Source organism: Microbulbifer mangrovi (assembly GCF_002009015.1).
Lineage (GTDB): Bacteria > Pseudomonadota > Gammaproteobacteria > Pseudomonadales > Cellvibrionaceae > Microbulbifer > Microbulbifer mangrovi.
Map to the genome: position 1 here is coordinate 1 of NZ_LZDE01000342.1, position 23,195 is coordinate 23,195.

Annotated in this window: 15 protein-coding genes; 7 read left to right on the forward strand and 8 right to left on the reverse strand. The window is 58.0% G+C overall.

Annotated features, from left to right (window positions below):
• From B4U49_RS16085 to B4U49_RS16100, 4 genes are all read right to left on the reverse strand, one after another.
• Positions 1–1,365 (reverse strand): TonB-dependent receptor (locus tag B4U49_RS16085; RefSeq protein ID WP_143735710.1); only part of this gene is annotated, 1,365 nt, incomplete at its 3' end.
• Between the two features lie 228 nt (positions 1,366–1,593).
• Positions 1,594–4,341 (reverse strand): winged helix-turn-helix domain-containing protein, encoded by a 2,748-nt coding sequence (locus B4U49_RS16090; RefSeq protein ID WP_078085631.1) that lies wholly within the window; start codon positions 4,339–4,341, stop codon positions 1,594–1,596.
• A 295-nt stretch (positions 4,342–4,636) separates the two neighbouring features.
• Positions 4,637–5,611 carry an NAD(P)H-dependent flavin oxidoreductase gene (locus B4U49_RS16095; RefSeq protein WP_078085632.1) on the reverse strand — a complete coding sequence of 325 codons (975 nt, stop codon included), beginning with the start codon at positions 5,609–5,611 and terminating at the stop codon, positions 4,637–4,639.
• 43 nt (positions 5,612–5,654) lie between these two features.
• A complete protein-coding gene (locus B4U49_RS16100; RefSeq protein WP_078085633.1) occupies positions 5,655–6,815 on the reverse strand; it encodes an acyl-CoA dehydrogenase family protein in 1,161 nt (386 codons plus the stop codon).
• A 218-nt stretch (positions 6,816–7,033) separates the two neighbouring features.
• On the opposite strand from B4U49_RS16100, the gene B4U49_RS16105 reads away from it, so the two are divergent.
• The 4 genes from B4U49_RS16105 to B4U49_RS16120 all read left to right on the forward strand — a co-directional run bounded on the left by B4U49_RS16105 (position 7,034) and on the right by B4U49_RS16120 (position 14,118).
• Entirely contained in the window at positions 7,034–7,660 is a 627-nt protein-coding gene (locus B4U49_RS16105; protein WP_143735711.1) for a TetR/AcrR family transcriptional regulator, read from the forward strand.
• Between the two features lie 107 nt (positions 7,661–7,767).
• Complete coding sequence (locus tag B4U49_RS16110; RefSeq protein ID WP_078085635.1) at positions 7,768–9,435, forward strand: GMC family oxidoreductase; 1,668 nt, start codon at positions 7,768–7,770, stop codon at positions 9,433–9,435.
• 342 nt (positions 9,436–9,777) lie between these two features.
• Positions 9,778–10,953, forward strand: a complete 1,176-nt coding sequence (locus B4U49_RS16115) for an efflux RND transporter periplasmic adaptor subunit (RefSeq protein ID WP_078085636.1) — start codon at positions 9,778–9,780, stop codon at positions 10,951–10,953.
• Between the two features lie 12 nt (positions 10,954–10,965).
• On the forward strand, positions 10,966–14,118 hold the full coding sequence (locus B4U49_RS16120; RefSeq protein ID WP_078085637.1) for an efflux RND transporter permease subunit: 3,153 nt from the start codon (positions 10,966–10,968) through the stop codon (positions 14,116–14,118).
• A 432-nt stretch (positions 14,119–14,550) separates the two neighbouring features.
• Here B4U49_RS16120 and B4U49_RS16125 read toward each other — a convergent pair whose 3' ends face one another.
• A complete protein-coding gene (locus B4U49_RS16125; protein ID WP_078085638.1) occupies positions 14,551–15,399 on the reverse strand; it encodes an SIS domain-containing protein in 849 nt (282 codons plus the stop codon).
• A gap of 229 nt (positions 15,400–15,628) precedes the next feature.
• Between B4U49_RS16125 and B4U49_RS16130 the strand changes: the two genes are divergently transcribed.
• From B4U49_RS16130 to murQ, 3 genes are all read left to right on the forward strand, one after another.
• A complete protein-coding gene (locus tag B4U49_RS16130) occupies positions 15,629–17,221 on the forward strand; it encodes a sodium:solute symporter (RefSeq protein ID WP_239692668.1) in 1,593 nt (530 codons plus the stop codon).
• 15 nt (positions 17,222–17,236) lie between these two features.
• Positions 17,237–18,124 (forward strand): glucosamine kinase nucleotide-binding domain-containing protein, encoded by an 888-nt coding sequence (locus tag B4U49_RS16135; RefSeq protein WP_078085639.1) that lies wholly within the window; start codon positions 17,237–17,239, stop codon positions 18,122–18,124.
• Between the two features lie 80 nt (positions 18,125–18,204).
• Positions 18,205–19,191: an N-acetylmuramic acid 6-phosphate etherase gene (gene murQ / locus B4U49_RS16140; RefSeq protein WP_078085640.1), complete on the forward strand. Its 987-nt coding sequence runs from the start codon at positions 18,205–18,207 to the stop codon at positions 19,189–19,191.
• Between the two features lie 138 nt (positions 19,192–19,329).
• On the opposite strand, the gene glcF is transcribed toward murQ, so the two are convergent.
• Genes glcF through B4U49_RS16155 form a run of 3 tightly spaced genes read right to left on the reverse strand, consistent with a single transcriptional unit; the run spans position 19,330 to position 23,187 of the window.
• On the reverse strand, positions 19,330–20,613 hold the full coding sequence (glcF, locus tag B4U49_RS16145; protein WP_078085641.1) for a glycolate oxidase subunit GlcF: 1,284 nt from the start codon (positions 20,611–20,613) through the stop codon (positions 19,330–19,332).
• Positions 20,613–21,740 (reverse strand): FAD-binding protein, encoded by a 1,128-nt coding sequence (locus tag B4U49_RS16150; protein WP_078085642.1) that lies wholly within the window; start codon positions 21,738–21,740, stop codon positions 20,613–20,615. Before B4U49_RS16150 ends, glcF begins: the two co-directional genes overlap by 1 nt.
• On the reverse strand, positions 21,733–23,187 hold the full coding sequence (locus B4U49_RS16155) for an FAD-linked oxidase C-terminal domain-containing protein (RefSeq protein ID WP_239692669.1): 1,455 nt from the start codon (positions 23,185–23,187) through the stop codon (positions 21,733–21,735). The genes B4U49_RS16150 and B4U49_RS16155 overlap by 8 nt, the downstream gene beginning before the upstream one ends.
• Positions 23,188–23,195: the final 8 nt, after the last annotated feature.

The window sequence follows — 23,195 nt, forward strand, 5'->3', positions numbered from 1 at the left end:
GTTCCAGTGGGTAAAGGCCGCGTAGGTGGTACTGTCAGCCGGCATGTCCGCATTACTCCACTGCCCCTCGGAAGCATCCGCATAGCCAGCCGGGATTCCGGCAAACCCGAGGTACAGGTCAAAATATGCCTGCGCCTGGTCGCCCCACTCCAGTTCGTGGTGTGCGGAGATATCTTCTTTCGCCAGGTATACGCCCGCCACATAGTCGGCACCGATAAACGGACCGAACGCATCCATGTCCCCGTTCAGGGTGAATTCCTGTGAGACCATTTCCGTGTTCAGGGACTCATTGATCACCAGAATGTTGGCACCGGTAAAGTCGGCGTCCATATTCCACTGGGAGATACTCCAGTCGCGGTAGCTGGTGACAGAGTTGAGAGTGTTACCGGAAGCCAGTTCCCAGCGCATTTTAAGCACCACACCCTGGTCTTCGATGTTCTGGTCGGTCTTGCCGCTCAGTACCTGCTCGTAGTCCTCGAAATCGGAAGAAGGTGCTTCCAGTCCGCGTGCGGGTATCAGGATTGTGTCGATAAAACCCTGCAGGGGGCCATCAACCACATCCACCTGTCCGTAGCAGCAGTTGTTAATCTCGTCGGACCAGTCCGCGATCAGGTGGGCAGAGAAAGTATCGGACGGCTCGTACAGGAACTGCGCCTTGAGTGCGCGCGGTGCACGCTCGTTGTAGCTGCCTCCGTTGGGATCTTCGATATAGCCATCCTGCTGACCCCAGAGACCGGCAACGCGCACTGCAAGGTCATCACTCAGCGGCAGATTGACTGCGCCACGCGCCATCTGTTTGCCGTAATTTCCGGCACCCATTTCGTAATCCAGAGTGACCGCATCGGTCGTGGGAGCAACACTGTTCAGGATCAGGGCACCTGCGGAAGTGTTCTTGCCAAACAGCGTACCCTGCGGACCGCGCAGGATTTCCAAACCGCCGATATCCAGCCAGTTCTGCATCGCCTGACCGGCGCGGGTGCGATATACACCGTCTACAAATACACCCACAGCCCCCTCAAAGGCGCGACTGTTACCCACGGTGCCGATACCACGGATCATGATGTTGGCACTGTTGGCAGCACTGTTGGTGACGTCAAACTTGATACTGGAAGAGATCTGCTGGATGTTGGCGATGCTGTCCACCTGGGCCATGGCCAGGTCTTCAGAAGTGGCCGCAGTAACTGCTACGGGTACATCCTGCATACTTTCTGCACGCCGCTGGGCAGTAACCACTACCTCTTCCAGCTGGCGTCCCTCCCCTTCCTGCGCCATAGCAGGTGCAGCAGCGGCGATAGCCGAGGCTATGGCACTGATTCTGAACAGGGTATTTACGGATATTCTGGTGGACTTGTTTTTCATCGCCATGGGAGATCTCTCCTCAGTCTTTATCTTTATTAGTGGCGGCACTGGTTACGGCCCGGCCGCGCCTTCGCAAAACATCCATTTCTTCGGATTGAGGTCAGTATGCGAAGGTGGCCGAGTAAAAAATTCGTCCATTCCGATGAAATTACATCGTTTTCCGGGACTACGCCGAACCACTCTGGTGCAGTTTCGGGCTCACCTGCATCCAGCAGGGGGTGGGACAAAAAGGAATCAGGAGATGAGCTGCAGCTTGCGTGCGATGGCCAGGGCCTCGGTGCGACTCTGGGCATGCAGCTTGGCATTGATATTTCGCAGGTGGGTACGCACGGTGTTTTGCGATACAAACATCCGCTCACTGATGGCACCGTTGGAGAGGCCCTCACCCAGCAGGCGCAACACCTCAAACTCTTTGCGGGTCAGTTTTTCCAGCGCTTGACCGTCGACTCCCTGGGGGCGCGACGCAGTGGCGGCCTCCGGTCCGGTAGCGGCTTTCAGGTCCCTCACCAGCTGCCGGAACAGGGCCTGCGGGTCCCGCTGAAACTGCTCCAGATCAAACGCCACCCCCTGCTGCACAGCGAGCCGCTGCAGTAGCTGCAGTGCCAGCTCGCCCTCGTCGAGGATCAGGCGCACATAGTGTTCGGACGCGGCGATCTTGAGTACATCGCGCACCTGGCGCAGCGCAGGCTTTTCTTCGCCGGCGCGAAACAGCGCGAGGGCATACATCAAGCGCAACTTCAGCGCCCTGCGACCGCGACCGGAGGACTCCGCGGCGCTGATCAGGCCTTTGAGGCTGCGCGCCGCAGTCTGGGCATCGGCAAAGTGTATTTTCCAGCGCAGTTCTGCATCCTGCGGGGTGTCCAGGTCACTACCGAACAGTGACCAGCGCTCGAACCGCTCCCAGTCGCCAGCGCTGGCGGCGCGCTTCAGTTCATCCCGTGCGGACTGCTTGTCACCCTCCAGCAGGAAGATCCGGCTGCGCTCCAGACGCGCACTGGCCACCAAGCGCGGCAGTTCATTGCGGTAGCCGAAATATTCGAGTTCGGTAATTGTCTGGAAGGCCCCATCGTGATCGCCGCGCGCATAGAGGATCCGCGCGAGGTTGCGGTGGCCGCAGATCAGGTGGTCCGGGACCCCCTGCTCTTGCACCAGCGGCACGTAGACCTGAAGCAGGCGCTCGGCCTCACTGAACTGGCCACTCTCGTACCACACTTCCGACAGCAGAATCGCGGCCATCGCATTGCCGTTGGTCACCAGGCGACCATTGCGCTCACTGGCACCGGCGGCAAGCCGGAAGCGCGCGGTGCCCTGGCGCAACCGTCCCTGCAACAATTCGATGGCGCCCTCGACACATTGCGCAAAAATATGGGTAAACGGTGTGCAGTCGATAACCTGCAGGCGACGCCCCTCATCGAGCAGATCCTGAGCTTCGCGATACTGCCCGATTACCAGTGCGACATACGCCAGCGAGGTACGCAAAATGGCGTGCGGGAAGGTTCGATTGGCCGGCAGGCGCTGTATATTTTCAGACGCTACCCGGTAGGCCTCTTCATGGCGATCCAGCATGGACAACAGCATGGGACGCAGCGCCATACCGTGTTCGTGTACCTCGGAATCCGCCGGGGCGCCCTGCTCGTATTCATTCAGCTGTGCCATGGCATCGGCGGCGCCGCGGGTAAACGCGATCGCCCATACATGGACAACCTGTAGCCCCGGCCACTGCGCCAGTTGTCCGGCGGACACCAGCCCCATCAGACGGGTCAACAGCAGGCCCCTGCCATCTCCTAACAAGCGTTCTGCATGACGAGAAAAGAGCGGCAGTGCATAGTCCATATCGCCAGACTTGAGAGCCTGCTCGATGGCGGGCACCACCCGCTCCTGGGCCAGATAGGCGTCCGCAGCAGCGCGGTGCAGCCGCGGGATACGATCCGGCTGACGCAGTTGCAACTGCCCCTGGAGGAATACCGCAAACATGCTGTGGTAGCGGAACCAGCGCCCCTCCTCGTCGAGGGGCTCCAGCAGGTAACTACTGCGCGAGAGCGCCAGCAGCTTCTCCTGGCTGCCCGCCTCGCCACACACCGCATCGCAGAGTTCTGCGCTGAGCTGCGGCAAGATACTGGTATGCAGCATGAAATCACGCAGCGCCTCAGGCTGCCGCGCCAGCACCTCCTCGCCGAGGTAATCTGCCACCAGGGCACTGGAACCGGAAAAACCGGCGACCAGTCCCGCTGGGTCACGACACTGCTCCAGGGCGAGATACGCCAGCCAGAGTGCAGCCGCCCACCCTTCGGTGGTCTGGTGCAGGGTCGCAATATCCTCAGGGTCTATCTCCAGGCCACACTCGCGCTGCAGGAACTGGGTGGTCTCATCTGCGCTGAAGCGCAAATTATTGGCATCGATCTCCTGCAATTGTCCACGAGCACGCAGGCGTGCCAATCCGATGTCCGGCTGGGTGCGCGATCCGAGTATCAAGCGTCCACCGGACGGCAAGCGCTCTGCCAGCTGGCGCACAAAGGCCAGCGCAATCCCGTTCTGCAGGACTTCGATATCATCCAGGAACAGGGCAAATGGAACCGGCAGGGATTCCACACGGTCGAGCAGGTCCAGTGCCGCCCCGCCCGGTGAATCCGCCTCCCACTGCTCGCTGTCGGGGGATAACTGGTCCAACGCGCGCGCCAGAAAATGCAGCAGCCGCGCGCTGTCATTGTCCGCCATGTCCAACCGTACCCAGGCCGCAGGCACACCGCTTTGCACGAGCTGTTCGAATGTCTGGCGCATCAGGGTGGATTTGCCAAATCCTGCCGGCGCCCTCACCAGTGAAACGCGCGCGCCGGCACCATCGCAGAGTTGCTGGCACAGCGCGGAACGGAAAATCTGGAAGGGTGGGGTCTGGGGACAGGAAAGCTTGGCGGGCTGCGCAATGACCTTGCGCGCGCCCTGATCTGGTGCAGGAGTGTAATGCGTGCGTGCTGAATCAGGCATCGCAGCACCACTCGAGAGACTGGCCGGCAGGCAAAATATCCCCCCGCGACCTGTGAGGATTCACAGATCGCAAGCGACCAAACCCGATTTTGTCCGGGGGAAGAACCATTATCCAGCTCTCTTATCACTATATGGCAGCGGACTTGTACAACTTCATCCAAACAGGACAGTGCTGCCAGTGTTGTATTTATTATTGGTTTGAAAATATGCCGCGCGCCCTACGCTGTCAACCAGACCTAAGCAGGAAGCGCCCGCGCGCGGCGGCGAGGCCTCCCGTTGCGACCAGCGTGATAATTCAGGTCAGCGATTGAGCACGAGCGCGAATCACCTCGCGCGCTTCGCTGACCATGCGCTGTAACAGCTCTGCACAACTCGGGATATCATCGATCAAGCCGATCACCTGACCCGCTGTCCAGATGCCGCCTTCCACATCCCCCGCTTCCAGCACCTGTTCGCGCCCGCGGGCACCGGCCACCAACGGCTGCAAGTCGGCAAAGTCGGTATCTCCCGGGCGCCCTTCAATGGACACCACTTCAGACGCAATGGAGTTGCGGAAAACCCGCGCAGTATTGTTGAGCGTGCGGAAAATTAATGTGGTCTGGCGTTCATCCGCATCCACCATGGCCTGCTTCACGTTGCGATGCACCGGCGCTTCTTCTGTAGCAACAAAGCGGGTGCCCATGTTTACCCCCTCCGCACCCAGCATTAGCGCAGCGGCCAGCTGGTAGCCATTGCCAATGCCACCGGACGCGATAATCGGAATGCTCAGTTTCTTTGCCGCCGCGGGCAACAACACCAGGTTGGTGACATCGTCTTCCCCCGGGTGACCGGCACACTCAAACCCATCCACACTTACTGCATCGCAGCCAATCAACTCCGCTTTTAAGGCGTGACGGACTGACGTGCACTTGTGAATCACCCGAACCCCATTTTCCTTGAACATCGGAATAAAGTCGGCGGGATTGCGGCCTGCGGTCTCTATCACTTTTACTCCACCATCAATGGCCGCCTGTGCATATTCGTCGTAAGGCACCGGATTGATGGTCGGCAAGATGGTGAGGTTTACACCGAAAGGCTTATCGGTCATTTCCCGACAGCGCATTATCTCTTTGTAGAGATCTTCCGGCGAAGGCTGGGTGAGCGCGGTCAGGATACCGAGGCCACCGGCGTTGGATACGGCGGAAGCGAGCTCCGCGCGGCCCACCCACATCATGCCCCCCTGGACGATCGGGTACTCGATACCAAGCATTTCAGTAATTTTTGTTTTCACGGTCAGCTCTCCGGCATAAAAATTCGTTGCGATTGCGTCCCGCTTACGCAGGCTTCTTGCGGTAATCCAGTCCCATGTCCCGGGAAATGATTTCCCGCATGACTTCGCTGGTTCCGGCATAAATTCGAGAAATGCGCGCATCCGCGTAACGGCGTGAAATACGGTACTCATCCATATAGCCGGCGCTGCCATGGAACTGCAGGCACTGATCGACAACTCGCCCCTCGAGCTCCGAACAAAACAGCTTTACCTTGGCTGCATCGGCACCGGTCAATGCGTCGGCGTTCAACTCCTGCACACATTGATCGACGAACACCTGCGCAACATCCAGTTCGGTACGCATGCTGGCGAACTGAAAACGATTATTCTGGAAACTGGCAACCGGACTGCCAAACACTTTGCGCTCACGGGTAAATTCCAGGGTTTCGTCCAGTGCAGCCGTGGCATTGGCAATAGAACAGGTGGCACTTTGCAGACGCTCCTCCGCGAGATTCTGCATGAGGTAGTAAAACCCTTTGCCCGGATCACCGAGCTCGTTATTTTTAGGGATGCGCACATTGTCAAAAAACAATTCGGCAGTGTCCTGGGCTTTCATCCCCAGCTTGTCGAGGTTGCGGCCGCGACTGAATCCCTCCATGCCACGCTCCACAAGAAACAGACCGACACCGTGCTTGGCGGCATCGCTGGTTTTCGCAGCCACCACAAACAGGTCACCGATGATGCCGTTGGAGATATAGGTTTTCGCACCAGTGAGACGCCAGTGATCACCACAATCTTCCGCGCGGGTTTTCATGGCCGCGAGGTCGGAGCCGGTATCTGGCTCGGTCATGGCAATCCCCAGAATGGTCTCACCACTGATACAGCCGGGATAGAACCGATCTTTTTGTTCTTCCGAGGCCAGGTTACCCAGGTAACGGCCCACCAGCCGGTTGTGGGTGGGTATAAAAATATCTCCGCAACCCGCCCGGTACAGTTCCTCGATCAAAACCTGCTCGTAGCGGAAGTCATTCAGGCCCAGCCCCCCAAAGCGCTCCTCCGCCCACATGAACAGAAAGCCGTTTTCCCCGGCCTTGCGGAAGATCTCGCGATCCACCACTCCCTTGCGACGCCATTCCTCCATGTGCGGCACCGCCTCCGCCAGCAGGAACTTGCGTACAGAATCGCGAAACATTTCGTGATCACTCTCAAACAGTCTTCGCTTCACCGCACCGATCTCCTTTTTTTAACCACCGGCCGTTGGTAACCACTGGCCTTCGTATCTGCACCACCTGTGAGTTTTCAGCAGCATACACAGACTTACTTGCTTGTTACAAGTATGTTTGTTGGTTAGACTGGCACAAACTGGCGCAATCCGGTATTCATGCACCGCAAATTGACGCCGGGGTCCTCATTCCAACGGACCCCAGACCGCAAGGAATTTCCATGAGCACCGATACAGCCACAAAACCGACACGAATGACCCAGGCAGAGCGCAGCGCCCAATCGGACAGCCAGATGTTCGAGGCCGCGGTTCACCTGATCGTGGACCAGGGGCCACAGCGGGCCACACTGGCGGAAATTGGTACCACTGCCGGCTACAGCCGCGGCCTGGCGGCCTACCGCTATAAAACCAAGGACGTGTTCTATTCCGCGCTGATCGAGCATCTGCACCTGCGCTGGTGTGAAGAACTGGATCGCTCTACCGCCGGGACCTCCGGTATCGATACCGTCATTGCTGCCGTCTCGGCACTGCAAAATTTTGTACGCTCAAATCCCCACCATTTGCGCGCCATGTTCAAGCTCTACTACCACACCATTGACCACCATTCAGAAATCACCCAGAAGCTGCAGGAGATCCACCACGCCCAGCGCAAGCAGGCGGCGCGCTGGATTGCGGAGTGCGCAACCTTTCGCACCAGCCCGCTCACGCCGGAAGCCTTTGCGGAACAGTATTGCGCGCTCATATTTGGCGGCATCTACCAGTGGCTGGTGAACCCGGAGGGTATTCATCTCGATCAGCTGCTAGAGCACAGCAAAATCAGCCTGAAGCTGATCGCCGGCGGCAGCTAGCGCGCCACCATCAGTAATAACACCAGGCTGCCGGGCCCCGAATACGCATTCAGATAACCCAGACCGACCCATTTGAATAAAGGTGAAATAATAAGAGGCGAGCGGTGATGAAACAGACGGACGAACTTTCCAATACGGAATTTGACTATGTGATCGTGGGTGCAGGCTCCGCTGGCTGTGTGCTGGCAAATCGCCTCAGTGCCGATGGTCGCTTCAGTGTCTGCATCCTGGAGGCAGGTCCTCCCGACAATAGTCTGCTGATCCATATGCCCATCGGCATCGGCTTTCTGGTTGCCGGTACCAAGTACAACCTTCCCCACCACACCACCCCCCAGCGTCACCTGAACAATCGCACACTTTTCTGGCCGCGCGGAAAAACCCTCGGCGGCAGTAGTGCGATCAATGCGATGGTATACATTCGCGGTAACCCCGGGGACTACAACGACTGGGAGTCAGCAGGCAATCCGGGCTGGAACTGGGACACCCTGCTGCCCTATTTTCTCAAGGCGGAAGGCAACCAGCGCGGTCGCGGTCCACTGCACAATGACAGTGGTCCGCTCACAGTATCCGATTTGCGCTGGAAGACCCGCGCCGGGGCCGCGTTTATCGAGTCTGCGGTCAGTGCCGGATACCCTGCCAACAACGATTTCAATGGCACCGAGCAAAACGGATTCGGCTTTTACCAGGTCACACAACGCGATGGCCGGCGCTGCTCTGCGGCCACCGCCTACCTGCACCCCGCCAGTGAACGCAGCAATCTCACGGTGCTGACCAATGCGCGCGCGGCGAAAGTCTTACTGCGTGGCACCAGCGCGTGTGGCGTGCAACTGACCGATGGGCGCACAGTACTCGCCAGTCGCGAAGTCATCCTGAGTGGCGGTGCGCTGCAGTCTCCGCATCTATTGCAACTATCGGGTATTGGCAATCCAAAGCATCTACAGCAGGCCGGCGTTTCGCCCATTGTGGACCTGCCGGGGGTTGGCGAGAATTTACAGGATCACCTGGATGTCACACAGGTGGTCAAGGTGAACCGTCCGATCACCTTCTCTAATTCCCTCTGGCCGTCGCTCAAGGCTGCTGCCAGCCTGCCCGAGTTCCTGTGGCGCAACACTGGCATGCTTACCAGTAATGGTGCTGAGGCCGGCGGATTTACCCGCTCTTCTCTCGCCGGGGACTATCCAGACCTGCAGTTCCATCTGACCTCTGCCCCGTTATTTGATCACGGTCGACACCGACCCGGGGGATACGGGTACTCGCTGCACATATGCGGCTTGCGCCCCCTGAGTCGTGGCAGTGTGCGCCTGCAGAGTGGCAACCCGGAGGAACTGCCGCTGGTAGACGCCAACTATCTCGATGCCCAGGAAGACCTGGAAGTTCTGATCGAAGGCGTGGAACAGGCGCGGGACATTATCGAACAACCGGCCCTGGGCCAGTACCACAAGCACTGGTGGCTACCGGAAAAAAGACTGGCGTCCCGCAGTGACATCGAAGCCTTTATCCGTCAGCATGCGGAAAGTGTTTACCACCCGGTAGGCACCTGTCGTATGGGTTCTGATGAAATGGCCGTGGTTAACCAGAATCTGCAGGTCCACGGCGTGGAGGGATTGCGTGTGGTCGATGCCTCCATCATGCCCAACATCGTGAGCGGCAATACCAACGCGCCGGTCATCGCAGTGGCAGAGAAGGCGGCGGACCTGATTCTCGAAGGCACCCTGCCACGAAAAATAGACGACCGTATGGAAAAAACTGCATCCGGGAACGTTGCGGGCGCCTGACCTTTCTAATGCACGGCACTTCACCCGGATTCCAACGCGGCGAACGTATCTACCACGGCAACTCTGTAATCGTCTTGTAATGAGACCCGGGGTTGCCGCCCTTTCCCCTCCCCCACCAATCCATTACGGGCAATCTGAAACGCCCTGGAAAAATTATTTTTCCCCGGTGCATCCAAACGCGCACCTCACATGGTCAATAAAATCGTTACACAGACCATTTACCGCGGATCCAGCTCCTCTCGACTCTGGGCCGTGGCAAGACTTCACAATTCCGTGGTTTTATCACCCACACACACCAACGGGACTGTTGGCGATTAATTCGAACCAGGCAGGATGAGAGCAATGAATAAACGAATCATGAAGGCTGCCGCGCCAGTGATCGTACTTACACTGGGGTTTGGCGCTGTACAACTTATGTCTGCCTCCAAGCCGGCGCCAGAGAAAAAAATAGAAGAGCAACGGCCAGTATCACTGGTGTACACCGAGGCGCGGCAGGAAGCCGTGCATCTCGCAGTGACCACTCAGGGAGAGGTCCGTGCACATACAGAAATTCAACTGACGCCGGAAGTATCGGGCCGGGTGGTAGCTGTCGCCAGCAGCTTTGCCGAGGGCGCGGGATTTGAATCCGGCGAAACCCTTATCCAGCTGGACGACTCAGACTACCGCCTCGCTTTTGCCCGCGCCGAGGCCGGTGTAGCACAGGCAGAAGTCCTTCTCCTCCAGGCCCAGGCCGCAGCCAAAATCAAGCGGCAGCAGTGGCTCGAGCTGAACCCGAACAAACAACCTTCCCCATTGCAGGTGAATAAACCACAGGTACTGGAAGCGGAAGCGAACCTCCGTTCCGCCAAAGCCGAACTCGCCGACGCAAAACTGAATCTTGCGCGCACCAAAATCCGCTTGCCGTTTCGCGGACGGGTAGCAAGCCGTGACATCGGTATCGGCCAGTACGTCACGCCGAGTACCGTCCTCGGCCACGTGTTCGCCACCGATCGCGTTGAAATACGCCTGCCACTTACCGACTCCCAACTACTGGAACTGAACCTCCCCATGGGCTTTGAAGCCAGTGACAAGAATTCCGGTCCGGCAGTGACCCTGTCCGCACAAATTGGCGCGCAGCAGCACTCCTGGCAGGGGCGTATCGTCCGCACTCAGGCGGCTGTGGATCAGCAAACACGCCTTATCTATGCCGTGGCAGAAGTGGAAGACCCCTACGGCGCGGGTGCCAGCCACGGAGCACCACTGGCAGTAGGCCTGTTTGTCACTGCCGAAGCGCAAAGCGAACAGGAACAGCAGGCAGTGGTCGTTCCCCGTTCCGCATTGCGTAGTGCCGACAAGGTGTACGTGGTGGATGAAAACGATCAATTGAATATCCGCACCGTCGACGTGCTGTCCACCTCCGAAAACCGTGTAGTACTCGCCGGCGGAATTGCAGACGGCGAGCGTGTGGTTACCTCCACGGTCGCCAACGCGGTCGACGGCATGAAAGTGCAGCCGATCACCCACCTGGCCAGGAACTAAGGGAGCCGGTCGATGAACAATTTGATTGCATGGTGGGCACGCAATCCCGTGGCCGCCAATCTCGCCATGATTTTTATCTTTGTCGCAGGCCTGATCGGGTTTAACAGCATGGAGCGGGAGATGGACCCGCAGGTTCGCTTCCCGGGCCTGGAGATCCGTGTTTCCTGGCCGAGCGCTGCGCCGCAGGAAGTCGAAGAGCAAATTGTGGCGCGTATCGAAGAAGCCGTCAGCGATATGGACAATATCGAGTGGGTGCGCTCCTCTTCCTCTGAAGGCTCCGGTGAGGTGTATATCCTTGCCGAGAGTAACGTGGACTTCTCTCGCTTTATGAACGACGTGAAAATCCGTGTAGACGGTATCTCGTCCTTCCCCCGGGATATAGAACCCCCGCAGGTGCACCAATGGGTAAACCGCCAGGAGTTTATCCGGGTTGCGGTACACGGAGACCTCGGCGAGCGGGAACTGAAGCGCCTGGCCGAACAGCTGCGGCGCGAGGCGGCCACCCTGCCCGCCGTTTCCGTGGTAAACCTGTTCGGCACACGCATGGAAGAAGTTTCCATCGAGGTCAGTGAAGAGGCCCTGCGCCGCTACGGCATGACCTTTCAGGAAGTGGCCGATGCAATCCGCAAAAGCTCTATCAACCAGTCCGCCGGTACAGTGCGTACCGAAGTGGGCACCTACCAGTTAAAGGTGCGCAACCAGGCAGACTCCGAGCAGGAGTTCGGCAATATCATCGTGCGCCAGACCGCCGATGGCGGCACCATCCGGGTCGCGGATGTAGCCACCGTGGTGGACGGGTTTGAAGACAATGAAATCCTCGCGACTTTGAACGGGGAACCAGCGGTGCTTCTGCAGGTGATGAGCACCGAGACCATGGACATCCTCACAGCCTCCGAGTCCATCCGTAACTGGATTGCCAAGCGCAATGATACTCTGCCCGCCGGGGCAAAGCTTACCCTGTGGACCGACAATGCCGAGGACTTCAAGGGCCGCCTGGAAACCATTGGTTCCTCAGCATTTATGGGCCTGTTCCTGGTGCTGCTGGTACTGGTATTCAGCCTGCGCCCCAAAGTCGCTTTCTGGGTCGCCTTTGGTATCGCCACCGCTTACGCCGGTGCATTTGTGCTGCTCCCCAGCATGGGGGTTTCCCTCAATATGCTGTCCACCTTTGCCTTCCTGCTTGTGCTCGGCATCGTTGTGGATGACGCAATTGTGGTGGGCGAAAGTATTCATACGGAATCCCATAACCCGGAACACGGCAATGACGAGAAAGGCCGCCTGGGCGCTGCGGTGCTCGGCACCCAGCTTGTCGCGAAACCGGTGATCTTTGCGGTGGTGACCACCATCTTCGCTTTCTTGCCGTGGATTTTTATCAGTGGCTCCACCAGTGAATTTACCCGCCATATCACCTGGGTGGTGATTCTCGCGTTGCTGTTCTCACTGATCGAGTCCCTGTTTATCCTGCCGGCACACCTGCGCAATCTGAAACCACGCACCAAGCTCGGCTGGTTTGGTCGCATCCAGAAAAGTATTGCCGACCGCATTATCTATTTTGCCCAGAACCACTATCGTCGCATTGGCCAGTGGGCCGTTGATCGCCGCTACCTCACGCTGAGTATTTTCGTCGCCGTTATGATGATTGGCTTCGGTATGTTCGGCAGCGGCTGGGTGAAAAAGGGCTTTATGCCCGAAATCGAGTCCGACGAGGTGATCGTCAACGTCGTCATGCCCGAGGGTGCGCCCTATAGCCGCGCACTGGAAGTGCTGGCACAACTGCAGGACGCGGAGAAGCGCCTAGAGCAGGAAGTGAACGAACGCACGGACGGCAAAGGTGTGCTGATCGAAAACTGGTACACCCGTTCCCGCCGCGACAGCGTCATGGCCATCGTCAAACTGGCACCACCAGAACTGCGCGATATGTCTGCCAAAGACGCCGCACTGCGACTGCGTGAATTGCTGGGTGATATCCCGGACGCAAAAGAGGTCTCGGTACAGTACTCCTTCAACAATGGCGGTCCCGGATTCGAGCTTTCCATCCGCCACCCCGATCTGAATGTGCTGCGAACGGCAACTGCTGACCTCGAAGAGCAGCTGCGCACTTACGAAAGTCTCTACGATGTACGCAACAACCTGGAGGGGGCTTCCGAGGAAATCCGGATCGAGCTGAAGCCGGGCGCAACCAAACTGGGGCTGACCCTGGCGGACGTGAACCGTCAGGTACGCCAGGCGTATTTTGGTGAAGAAGTACAGCGACTGCCCCGTGCCGGTCAGGACGTCAAAGTGATGGTGCGCTATCCGCTGGAGTCCCGTCGTTCCATCGAAAGCCTGAAAGACTTTCGTGTACGCACATCGGACGGACGCGAGGTACCCCTGCTCGCGGTGGCCGAACTGCATTATGCGCCGGGCATCAAACGTATCCAGCGCTGGAATGGCAATCGCGCGGCACGTGTGATGGCAGACCTGAAAGATGATGTGCGCGGCGACATCATGAAGGACCTGAATGAAAACTTCTTCCCCAACTGGGAAAAGCGTTACCCCGGAATCGTCCGCGGTGCCGTAGGTCAAGCAGAGGGTGAGAAACGGTTTATCCAGGAAGTGCTGGGCCTGTACATCATGGCTTTCTTCGGTATGTACAGCCTGCTGGCCATCGCCTTCCGCAGCTACTCGCAGCCGATCCTGATCCTGATTGCCATCCCGTTCGCTTTTATCGGCGCAATCTTCGGCCACGCGGTAACCGGTATGACCATGGCAATCTTCAGCTATTTCGGTATCGCCGCCGCCGCGGGAGTGGTGGTCAATGACAACCTGGTGCTGATGGATCACTGCAACCGCCTGCGAGAAAAGGGTATGGCACCACTCAAGGCCGTAGTAGAAGCCGGCGTTGCGCGCTTCCGCCCGATTCTCCTGACCACCATAACCACCATCGTCGGTCTGTTGCCGATGATGCTGGAGCGCAGTATTCAGGCGGCCTTCCTGCAACCCATTGTGGTAGCACTGGCATTCGGTGTATTTGTCGCTTTCTTCGTGACCCTGCTGCTGGTGCCGGCCATGTACGGTATTGGCGTGGATATCAACGGTCTCGCAGCGCGTAGTAAAGCCAGGCTAGTGCGTGGTTTAGGTAGCAAGCCGCATTCGGTGCCGCCACTAAACCAGATCAACAACTAGCAATCACTACGATCAGGAAACAACACAAGGCCCGGGGAATCTTCCTCGGGCTTTTTTATTGGGCGCCAGTTTCCAATTCGACTGCAGTGTCAGACTGCTAAAGAAGATATCGCGTTGCACCCGGGCAACTCAGTTGGCGGAGAAAAACTCAAAGATGGGAGAAAAAATGGAGCCCCTAAAGAGCTCCCATGCCAATTCAACAAGGAGGAAATAAGAATTGGAAGTACAAGGTGAATGACTCAGGTAGAAATAAACAGGAGTTTACTGGGCCTGAATCAGAGTTCGCGAAATGGGCTTGCCACATGAAGCTCAACAATTCCAAAAATTAGCGAACAACAAGAATATATTATTCCCACCCAGATAATACAACCCCATTAATTTCCTCGTGTTCGCATCTCCGCACCCAGCGTGGACACCCCCACACCCTCACCATTACGTACTGCGGAGTACCTCAACCGCCCGACGACTGCGCTCAAACAACTCATTGGCCTTAACGTCTTTTTGCGAAATGAGGATAAACAACAGGTCAGTGATCATGAACTGCGCCGTGCGGGCGAGAATAGATGAACTACGCGCCTCCGATTCATTGGCAACGCAGTACAGACTATGTGTGGACAATTCAGTGAGCGGGTTCCGGGTAAAGCGTGTCAGTGACAAAACGCCAGCGCCCTGTGCCGCACCCGCTTGCGCAACGCGCACTACATCCTGGGTAAGACCGGATTCCGAGATCGCAAAAACCAGGTCACCCTCACCCAGGGTTGCGGCGTTGGCCACTTGTACATGGGTGTCGCTCTCGATCAATACCGACTTGCCCAGCTTCATCAATTTGTAAGCTACATCCCGCGCTACCAGCGATGACGCCCCGACCCCAAAGAGCAAAATACGCTTTGACTGGCGCAACGCCTGTGCGGCCTGGACGAGAGATTCTTCCGAATTCGCCATTATCGTTTCATTCAAGGCGATGTTTTTGCGACTAATAAGTTTGCGGGCAACGGTAGCCAGATCATCGTCAGAAGCAATGTCGCCATGGATCGCCTGGGGCAGCATTGCGGAGCGTGCGACGGATTCACTCAATGACAGTTTGAAGTCGGAATAGCCCCTGTATCCCAGCTTCTGACTGAACTTCACGACACTCGACTGGGAAACACCAACCTGCTCAGCCAGTGATTTGGACGAATGCGAACGCACGATTTCCACGTTATCCAAAAGAAAATCGGCAATGCGACGTTCGTGATTCGACATGGAGTCGCGCATCGCACGAATTTTAGCCAGTGATCCCATAACTACGGTCTATCTCGGTGTCGCAGTGTTCGACGCGACGAATGTAACAATGCCCCATAACCTGGGCCGTTCATCGGGTACCTCAGTTGCCAATCAGGTTACCACTATCGGTACCACCGATGGAAAATGCTTTGCACCTCATACGAATAAATGATACCAATTGCATAGAATAACAGGAATAAATAATTACCCCCGAATGCCGACACCAGCGGGAAAAAATGAGAGTTGAATGATGGAACTGCAGTTTACCGGACTGGACTGGGGAATTTTCGCGCTGTACCTGTTAGTACTGGCCGCGTCCGCCTGGTACTTCAGCCAGAGCGACGCCAGGGATAGCCGCGACTACTTTCTGGCCCGCAACAGTATGCCGATGTGGATGGTGGCCATCTCAACTCTGGCCACCACACAATCCGCTGCGACTTTTCTCGGCGGACCCGATCTTGGCTACCGCGGTGACCTCACCTACCTGTTCACCAATGTCGGTGCGGTAATTGCCGCAGTGATTGTGGCCCGCCACCTGATACCACGTTTTTACGCCAACCGTGTCACCACCGTGTACGAGTTACTGCAATCCCGCTTCGGGGAACGGGCAAAACATCGCGCTGGAGGCATTTATCTGCTCGGCCGGGTCTTTGCCAGTGGCGCTCGCCTGTATATGGCGGCCATCGCGGTTTCCATGATCCTGTTTAATGATATCGCCGCGCATCACGTAGTAACGGCCGTCATTCTACTCAGTGCGGCAGGCTTGTTACAGACACTCATCGGGGGCGTGCGCTCGGTGATTCAGAGCGATGTAGTGCAATGTGGTGTTTACGTCAGTGCCGCCATCGCAGTGGTGGCGGTGTTGCTCTGGCAGATTCCTGCGGACTTGGGGCAGATTGTTGCGGCACTCGCCTCTCCTTCAGATGGCAGTACCTCCAAACTGACACTGGTAGATACCAGCTGGGACCTGGGTGATCCATTTAACCTGTGGGCCACACTTACCGGCTTTGTCCTGCTGAACATTGCGGCATTCGGCCTCGACCAGGATGTTACCCAGCGGGTCCTCACCTGCAAAACTCCCCGCGATGGCGCGCGCGCGGTGCTGTATTCCGTCGTCATGGTGGTACCTGTCATGGCGGTATTTATGGGAATCGGTTTGCTACTGCATATTTTCTACCAGTCTCCCGAACTGATGGCCGGTGCCAGTGTTTCCGAGCCCAGCGGTGGCGACGTCACCGTGTTTATGCACTACGTTTTGCACGAAATGCCCGCCGGTCTGCGCGGCCTGGTCACAATCGGGGTGATCGCTGCGGCGCTGTCTACACTCAATTCCAGCCTGAACTCGATGGCAAGCGTACTCACTGAAGACCTGTATCGACACTGGTTGAATCAGCGCAAGGTACAAAAAACGGCTGCGCACTTCGTGCGCGCGGGGCGCTGGGGTATGGCGATTGTGGCCGGCACTCTGGGTGGCATGGCGATACTGTGTTTTTACTGGCAGCAGATGAGCGATCTGCCTCTGATTACCTTCGCCCTCTCGGTAATGGTGTTCGCATATTCCGGACTACTGGGTGTGTTTTTCACTGCATTGTTTACCGGGCGCGGCAACGCCAGCAGCGTTGGCTGGGCGCTCGCTGTCGGCTTCCTGGTTACCCTGCTGCAACAACCCTGGATGATTACCCCGCTTACCGGTACTGACGAGCCATTCGTTATTGCTTTCCCCTGGCAACTTTGCCTTGGCACGCTGGTTTCCTTTGCGGTGTGCAATCTGGGCAAGCCTTCTCCCGAAATAGCCGAAAACGACACGACTATCAGCAACCAGACCACGGTCAATGGATAACTGAATACGCACACTATGAGCGCATATTTTCTAGGGATAGATGGTGGCGGCACCAAAACACTGGCCCGCCTCGAGGACGCGCAAGGGGAGCGAATCACGCTCAAATCGGGCGCGAGCTCACTGACCCAAGACCTCGACGGTGCGATCAACAATATCGCAGGTCTGAGCCGACAGGTGCTGGCGCGGGAGCGGGTTCGCCCGGGCCAGGTTCACCTGGCCTGTGGTGTCGCCGGCGCCGGAAACCCGGCTTCCGCGGAGAAGCTTTGCCAGCGTCTTCGCGCACTGGGGTTTGCCAGTGTGCAGATTTCTTCGGACGCACAGACCTCGCTTCTCGGTGCCGGGGCGGGTACGCCGATTGTCATGATCGCCGTCGGCACCGGCTCGGTGGCCATGCGGCTTGGACGCGACGGTGAGATCCGCCAGTACGGTGGTTGGGGGCTCGCAGTTGGCGACGAAGGCAGCGGCGCAGCCATTGGAAAAAGTCTGGTTCGCGCACTGCTCTGGGAATTGGACACGCACGGCAAAGCCATAACTGCTCTCTGCCAACAGGTAATGACCGAGGTTGGTGAAGATCGTACACAAATCCTGCCGTGGCTACAGCGAGCGGGATCCCGTGAATACGCGGCGCTTGCCCCGGCGGCATTCAGTCATCTCCCAGACTGCCCGCTGGCACGCGACATCATCAGTAAAACCGCTGCAGAAGTCGATCGTCTGATTCAGGCTGCCAGCGGAGAAGACGCCTTGCCGCTGGCCATCCTTGGCGGACTCGCGGACAAGCTCAGTCCCCATTTACATCCGGACCATCAAAAACGGCAAATTCCGCCGTTGGGAACCGCGCTGGACGGTGCCTGCATGCTGGCGAGAAAGAAAGTAGTGCAATTCAGTAGCGACTCCCTCTATTGAATTCCGGTCATCGTCATCTCCGAAAAAGCGCTCCGGATGAAAGCCGCCTGCCAACCCGGAGCATCAAGGAACAAGCAAGAATGAACACGCAATTGATCAAAGAACTGGCCACGCTCCCCAGCGAAGCCCGCAACGCAGACACGCTGGATATAGACCTTTTACCCAGCGAGCAGATTCTTGAAAAAATCAATGCCGCGGATCATGAAGTGCCCGCAGCGGTACACCGGGAAATACCCCAGATCGCCCAAGCCGTCGACGCTATCGCCAAAGCCTTTAAAAGCGGTGCCCGACTCATTTATATGGGAGCGGGCACCAGCGGACGCCTCGGTATCCTGGATGCGGTGGAGTGTCCGCCGACTTACGGCGTCAGTGAAGAAATGGTAGTGGCACTGATCGCCGGTGGTGAGGAAGCCGTATATCGTGCCCAGGAAGGCGCAGAAGACAGCTTTACCCTCGGTGGTAAAGATCTCCGCAACGTTCAGCTCACGGAAAAAGATGTGGTGGTCGGCATCGCCGCCAGCGGCCGTACGCCCTATGTGATTGGGGGGCTGCGTTATGCTCGAAGCCTGGGCTGCACAACTGTGGCCCTTTCCTGCAATAAGTCTGCCGCCATTGCCGCCGAAGCAGATATCGCGATTCTGCCGGAGGTTGGCCCGGAAATTTTAACCGGTTCCACCCGCATGAAAGCCGGCACCGCGCAGAAACTGGTTCTCAATATGCTGACCACCGCCAGCATGATTCGAATTGGCAAAAGTTTCTACAATTTGATGGTGGATGTAAAAGCCACCAATGAAAAACTGGTGAGCCGCACCCGTCGGATTGTGATGGAAGCCACCGGTGTGGAATTGACGGAGGCGGATCGTGTACTTCAGGATTGCGAACACAATGCCAAGTTGGCCATCATGATGATACTGAGCGGTCTGAACCGTCACGATGCCGAACACGCCCTGGAAAAAGCCGGCGGTTTTCTGCGTCGGGCACTGCGGGATATCAACGCAGCGGATCAGGAACACAAGTTTGACCACGCAAATAATGCAGGCCGGGAAGTCGAAGAGCCTGTTGCCTGAATTCAGAAGAACGACCAGAAACCTCTACCTCATTAGAGCAGAATGCGAGTGTATCATCGAAGCCGCTGCCATCAGGGCACAGCGCAGCTGCCTGCATCGACACCGGGATCAATGCAGGAAGCAAACATGATGCAATTCTCAGGAAGGGGGCAGCCTGTCCGCCAGAATTTCCAACCAGTGGCGCACTGGCGTTTCGGTTCCGGCCTGTAAATGGAGCTGACATCCGATATTGGCGGTAAGGATGGTTTCGGGATCGCTCGCCTGCAGAGCCTGCAATTTTTCCTTGCGCAAACGTTTGGACATTGTGGGCTGCAGTATTGAGTAGGTGCCCGCGGAACCACAGCAAAGGTGGCTATCAGCCACTACCGGTAGTTCTGCCCCCAGTCGATGCAACAGGGCCTCAACCCGTGCGGGCAGTGCCTGTCCATGCTGCAGGGTACAGGGGCAATGAAATACGAGCTTTTGTCCGCCGAGCGCGTCTCCGAATTCGGGCATGGACACATCGAATACCGACTCCAGCAGCTCCACGGGATCGCGTATCAATTCAGCGAGGATCTGCGCCTTTTTCCGGTATTCCCCGTCATCCGCGAGCACATGCGGATAATCTTTCAGGTGCACGCCGCAGCCAGATGCAGTAGAAACAATGGCACGCAGAGGCGGGCTTTCAGCTTGCTGCTGCTCGTAAAGGGACCACCAGGCATCGATATTTGCGCGCGCCAGTGCCCGCGCCTGCGCTTCGCCGCTGGTATGGAAGCTTGCTGCACCACAGCAGCTGGCTACCGCACTAATGCAGACCGGCACACTACAATGTCGCAATATCTTTTCCAGGGCAGCGTCGGTTTGCGGCCTCAGCGAGGGCTGCACACATCCGCGCACGATCAGCACCGCGCCGGCATCAACCACCGGAAGTACGGTGCTTGCGGTGAGCGCCGGGCTGGCGATTGATACCCTTTTTTTCTCCGGAGGAAAGTAAACGCGTTTGATACCCGCCGGCAGCAGTGCTGAAAACCGGCGACCTATTCCCATAAACCCGGCAAAAAGACCCGGAGTTACCAGCAGGTTTCTGAGCCCCCAGCGCAGTGTCTTCTGCCAGGGACTGCGAGGTGCGAGGCGCTCGCTGGCATGGCGGCCGATTGCCACCAGCTTGTGATACTCCACGCCGGAGGGACAAGTGGTTTCGCAACTGAGGCAGGTGACACACCGATCGAGATGGGTGCGAGTGGCCTCGCTCGCGGCACCCTGCTCCAGCATTTCCTTGATCAGGTAAATGCGTCCCCGCGGGCTGTCCAGCTCATTGCCACCCTGTAGATAGGTGGGACAGGTTGCAGTGCAAAAACCACAGTGTACGCAGGCATTCAATACCTGCTCGGCGCGTTGTTTCTCAGACTCGTCCAGAAGCCCTTCGATCAGATTGACCTGCATTAGTGCCCCACTCCCTGACCCAAGCGGCCGGACGGATCGGCGCTGCTGTAAAATCGCGACCGGAAGAGTACCGGATTAAACAGTCCCTGCGGATCCAGCGCGTCGCGCAGTGCGCGATGCCACTCCGGGGCATCCGCCTGAACAGAGATCACCGGTCCGCGCAATACCTGGACGAAGCCACCCAGGTCGGCAGCTTCACGGGCGAGCGCGTGGTGATCGCCATCCCGCACCCAAACCCGTGCACCTTCCCACTCAATCAGCGCCTGCCCGGCACGCACCGGTATTTGGGCATATCGGGGCAAATGCACACACGCGAGTCGCTCACCGCAGAAAAACGGCAGCTGTAAATTCGCCAAGGATGCCCAGTCGAAATCCGCAGTGTCGCCGCCCAATTGCGTGATCAGGTCCTGCACCGCGACGGCTCGCCCACTGATACGCAGGTGCAGGCGTCCATCCAGATAACAGGTACCGGTAAGTAACGGTCGCAGTTCGCGTGTGCGGCGCCACCACCGGCCCAACTCGTCGCGCGGGACCTCAAAACTCACCGAGGCCATATGTTCAGTGCGAGGTTGCAGGCGCAAAGTGACATCCAGAATCGCCCCCAGGGTACCCAGCGCCCCCACTTGCAGGCGCGCCAGATCATAGCCCGCTACATTTTTCATGACCTGCCCGCCGAAGTTGACGATTTCACCGCGGCCATTGATAAGCCTGCAGCCCAGCAGGCTGTCGCGCAGTGCCATACCAAACGCGCGGGAAGGTCCGTCCCAGCCGGAAGCAATGGCGCCACCCAGGGTACTTGTTGCGCAAGGTTGCGGTATTTCCGCAGCGAAGCTCTGGTTATGCTCTATCAGTAACGCTTCCAGTTCGCTCAGGGGTGTACCCGCGCGGGCACGCAGGGTGAGTTCCTCAGGCTGGTAGTCGATGACGCCCCGGTGCGCACCAATTGCGAGGGTGGCATCGCCCGGTAATCCCAGTGCGACACGACTGCCGTTACCTCCCACCACCAGGTGCGGGCGAGGGATCTCAGCGGCCTCAAGCCCCATGTTTGCGGAATAGCATTCGCGTACCTGTGCCGCGAGGCGCTCCGAATAATCCTGATCCTTGGACGGGTTTATTATTTCATCCACGAGCGTGCCTCAACGCGCGATATTCCTGACAGCGGGCCAGAGTGGGAATCTGCTTGTCGGGGTTCAACAACTGGAAAGGATCCAGGGCGCGCTTGATTGCACGAAACTGTTCCAGCTCGGCATCGGTGAATTGGACCGCCATCTGGTTGATTTTTTCGATACCCACGCCGTGTTCGCCGGTGATGGTACCGCCCACGGAGATACAGTATTCGAGGATGTCCGCGGCCAGTTTTTCCGTGCGCTCCAGGGCATCCGGTTCGCTGCCGTCAAACATGATGATCGGATGCAGGTTGCCATCTCCTGCGTGGAATACATTGGCAACCCGAAGGCGGTATTGATCGGCAAACCGCGCGGTCGCTTCCAGCACCTCGCCGATACGGTGCCGGGGCACCGTACCGTCAATACAGTAGTAATCCGGACTCAATCGGCCAATGGCCGGGAAAGCACTCTTGCGCCCCTTCCACCAACGGGCCCTCTGCAACGTATCGGTGGCCAGCTGCACCTGCACTGCGCCCGATGCACTCAACACCTGCTCCACCACCGCAAGCTCCGCGTCGACTTCCAGGGGGTGTCCGTCCAGATCAATCAGCAGTATCGCTGCCGCTTCCAGGTTATAGCCGGCGTGGCAAAATGCTTCGGTGGCTGAAATAGCGAGCTTGTCCATCATTTCCAGTGCGGCGGGAATCACGCCAGCCCGCACGATGGCGGATACCGCGTCTGCAGCGGTGCGCACGCTGTCAAAGTCCGCCATCAGGGTATGTGTTTTTTCCGGTAGTGGTGTCAACTTGACGGTGACTTCGGTAATGACACCCAGCCCACCTTCGCTCCCATGCACCAGTGCCAGCAAGTCGTAACCTGGTTGGCTGAGGCAATCACCGCCCAGAGTCAGCACTTCACCCACATGGCCCGCTGCGGCGGAAACTACGCGCGCAGAAAGCACATTCTGCACGGTGACGCCGTATTTCAGGCAGTGCACGCCGCCGGCATTTTCTGCGACATTACCGCCAATGGAACAAGCGATCTGGGAGGATGGATCCGGCGCATAGTAAAGTCCGTGGGGCGCTGCGGCAGTAGAAATCTGCTGATTGATTACCCCAGGCTGCACCCGCGCAGTCATTGCGTGCGGGTCCAGGTCAAGAATCCGGTTCATGGGTGCCGTGACTAGAAGTAAACCCTGCGCCAAGGGCTTGGCACCCGCGGATAGGCCGGTGCCAGCACCGCGGGAAACCAGAGGCACGCCAAATTCATGGCACAAACGGACCGCCGCAACCACATCGTGCTCACTGTGAGCGAGGGCCACCGCAAGCGGCTCCTGACAATAGACCGGTAGCGCATCGCACTCAAACGGAGAGGTATTTTCGCGCCCACACAGCAAGCGTTCGCCGGGAAACACGCTGCGGAGTGCGGCGAGAAATGCCTGCATACTGGAATCTTCACACTGGGTCACGCGGTCCA

What these genes read in the sequence shown, in the direction of transcription:
- B4U49_RS16090 (WP_078085631.1), bottom strand. Translation starts at nt 4,341, where the DNA reads ATGCCTGATTCAGCACGCACGCATTACACTCCTGCACCAGATCAGGGC.
- B4U49_RS16105 (WP_143735711.1), top strand. Translation starts at nt 7,034, where the DNA reads ATGAGCACCGATACAGCCACAAAACCGACACGAATGACCCAGGCAGAG.
- B4U49_RS16110 (WP_078085635.1), top strand. Translation starts at nt 7,768, where the DNA reads ATGAAACAGACGGACGAACTTTCCAATACGGAATTTGACTATGTGATC.
- B4U49_RS16115 (WP_078085636.1), top strand. Translation starts at nt 9,778, where the DNA reads ATGAATAAACGAATCATGAAGGCTGCCGCGCCAGTGATCGTACTTACA.
- B4U49_RS16120 (WP_078085637.1), top strand. Translation starts at nt 10,966, where the DNA reads ATGAACAATTTGATTGCATGGTGGGCACGCAATCCCGTGGCCGCCAAT.
- B4U49_RS16125 (WP_078085638.1), bottom strand. Translation starts at nt 15,399, where the DNA reads ATGGGATCACTGGCTAAAATTCGTGCGATGCGCGACTCCATGTCGAAT.
- B4U49_RS16130 (WP_239692668.1), top strand. Translation starts at nt 15,629, where the DNA reads ATGATGGAACTGCAGTTTACCGGACTGGACTGGGGAATTTTCGCGCTG.
- B4U49_RS16135 (WP_078085639.1), top strand. Translation starts at nt 17,237, where the DNA reads ATGAGCGCATATTTTCTAGGGATAGATGGTGGCGGCACCAAAACACTG.
- murQ (WP_078085640.1), top strand. Translation starts at nt 18,205, where the DNA reads ATGAACACGCAATTGATCAAAGAACTGGCCACGCTCCCCAGCGAAGCC.
- glcF (WP_078085641.1), bottom strand. Translation starts at nt 20,613, where the DNA reads ATGCAGGTCAATCTGATCGAAGGGCTTCTGGACGAGTCTGAGAAACAA.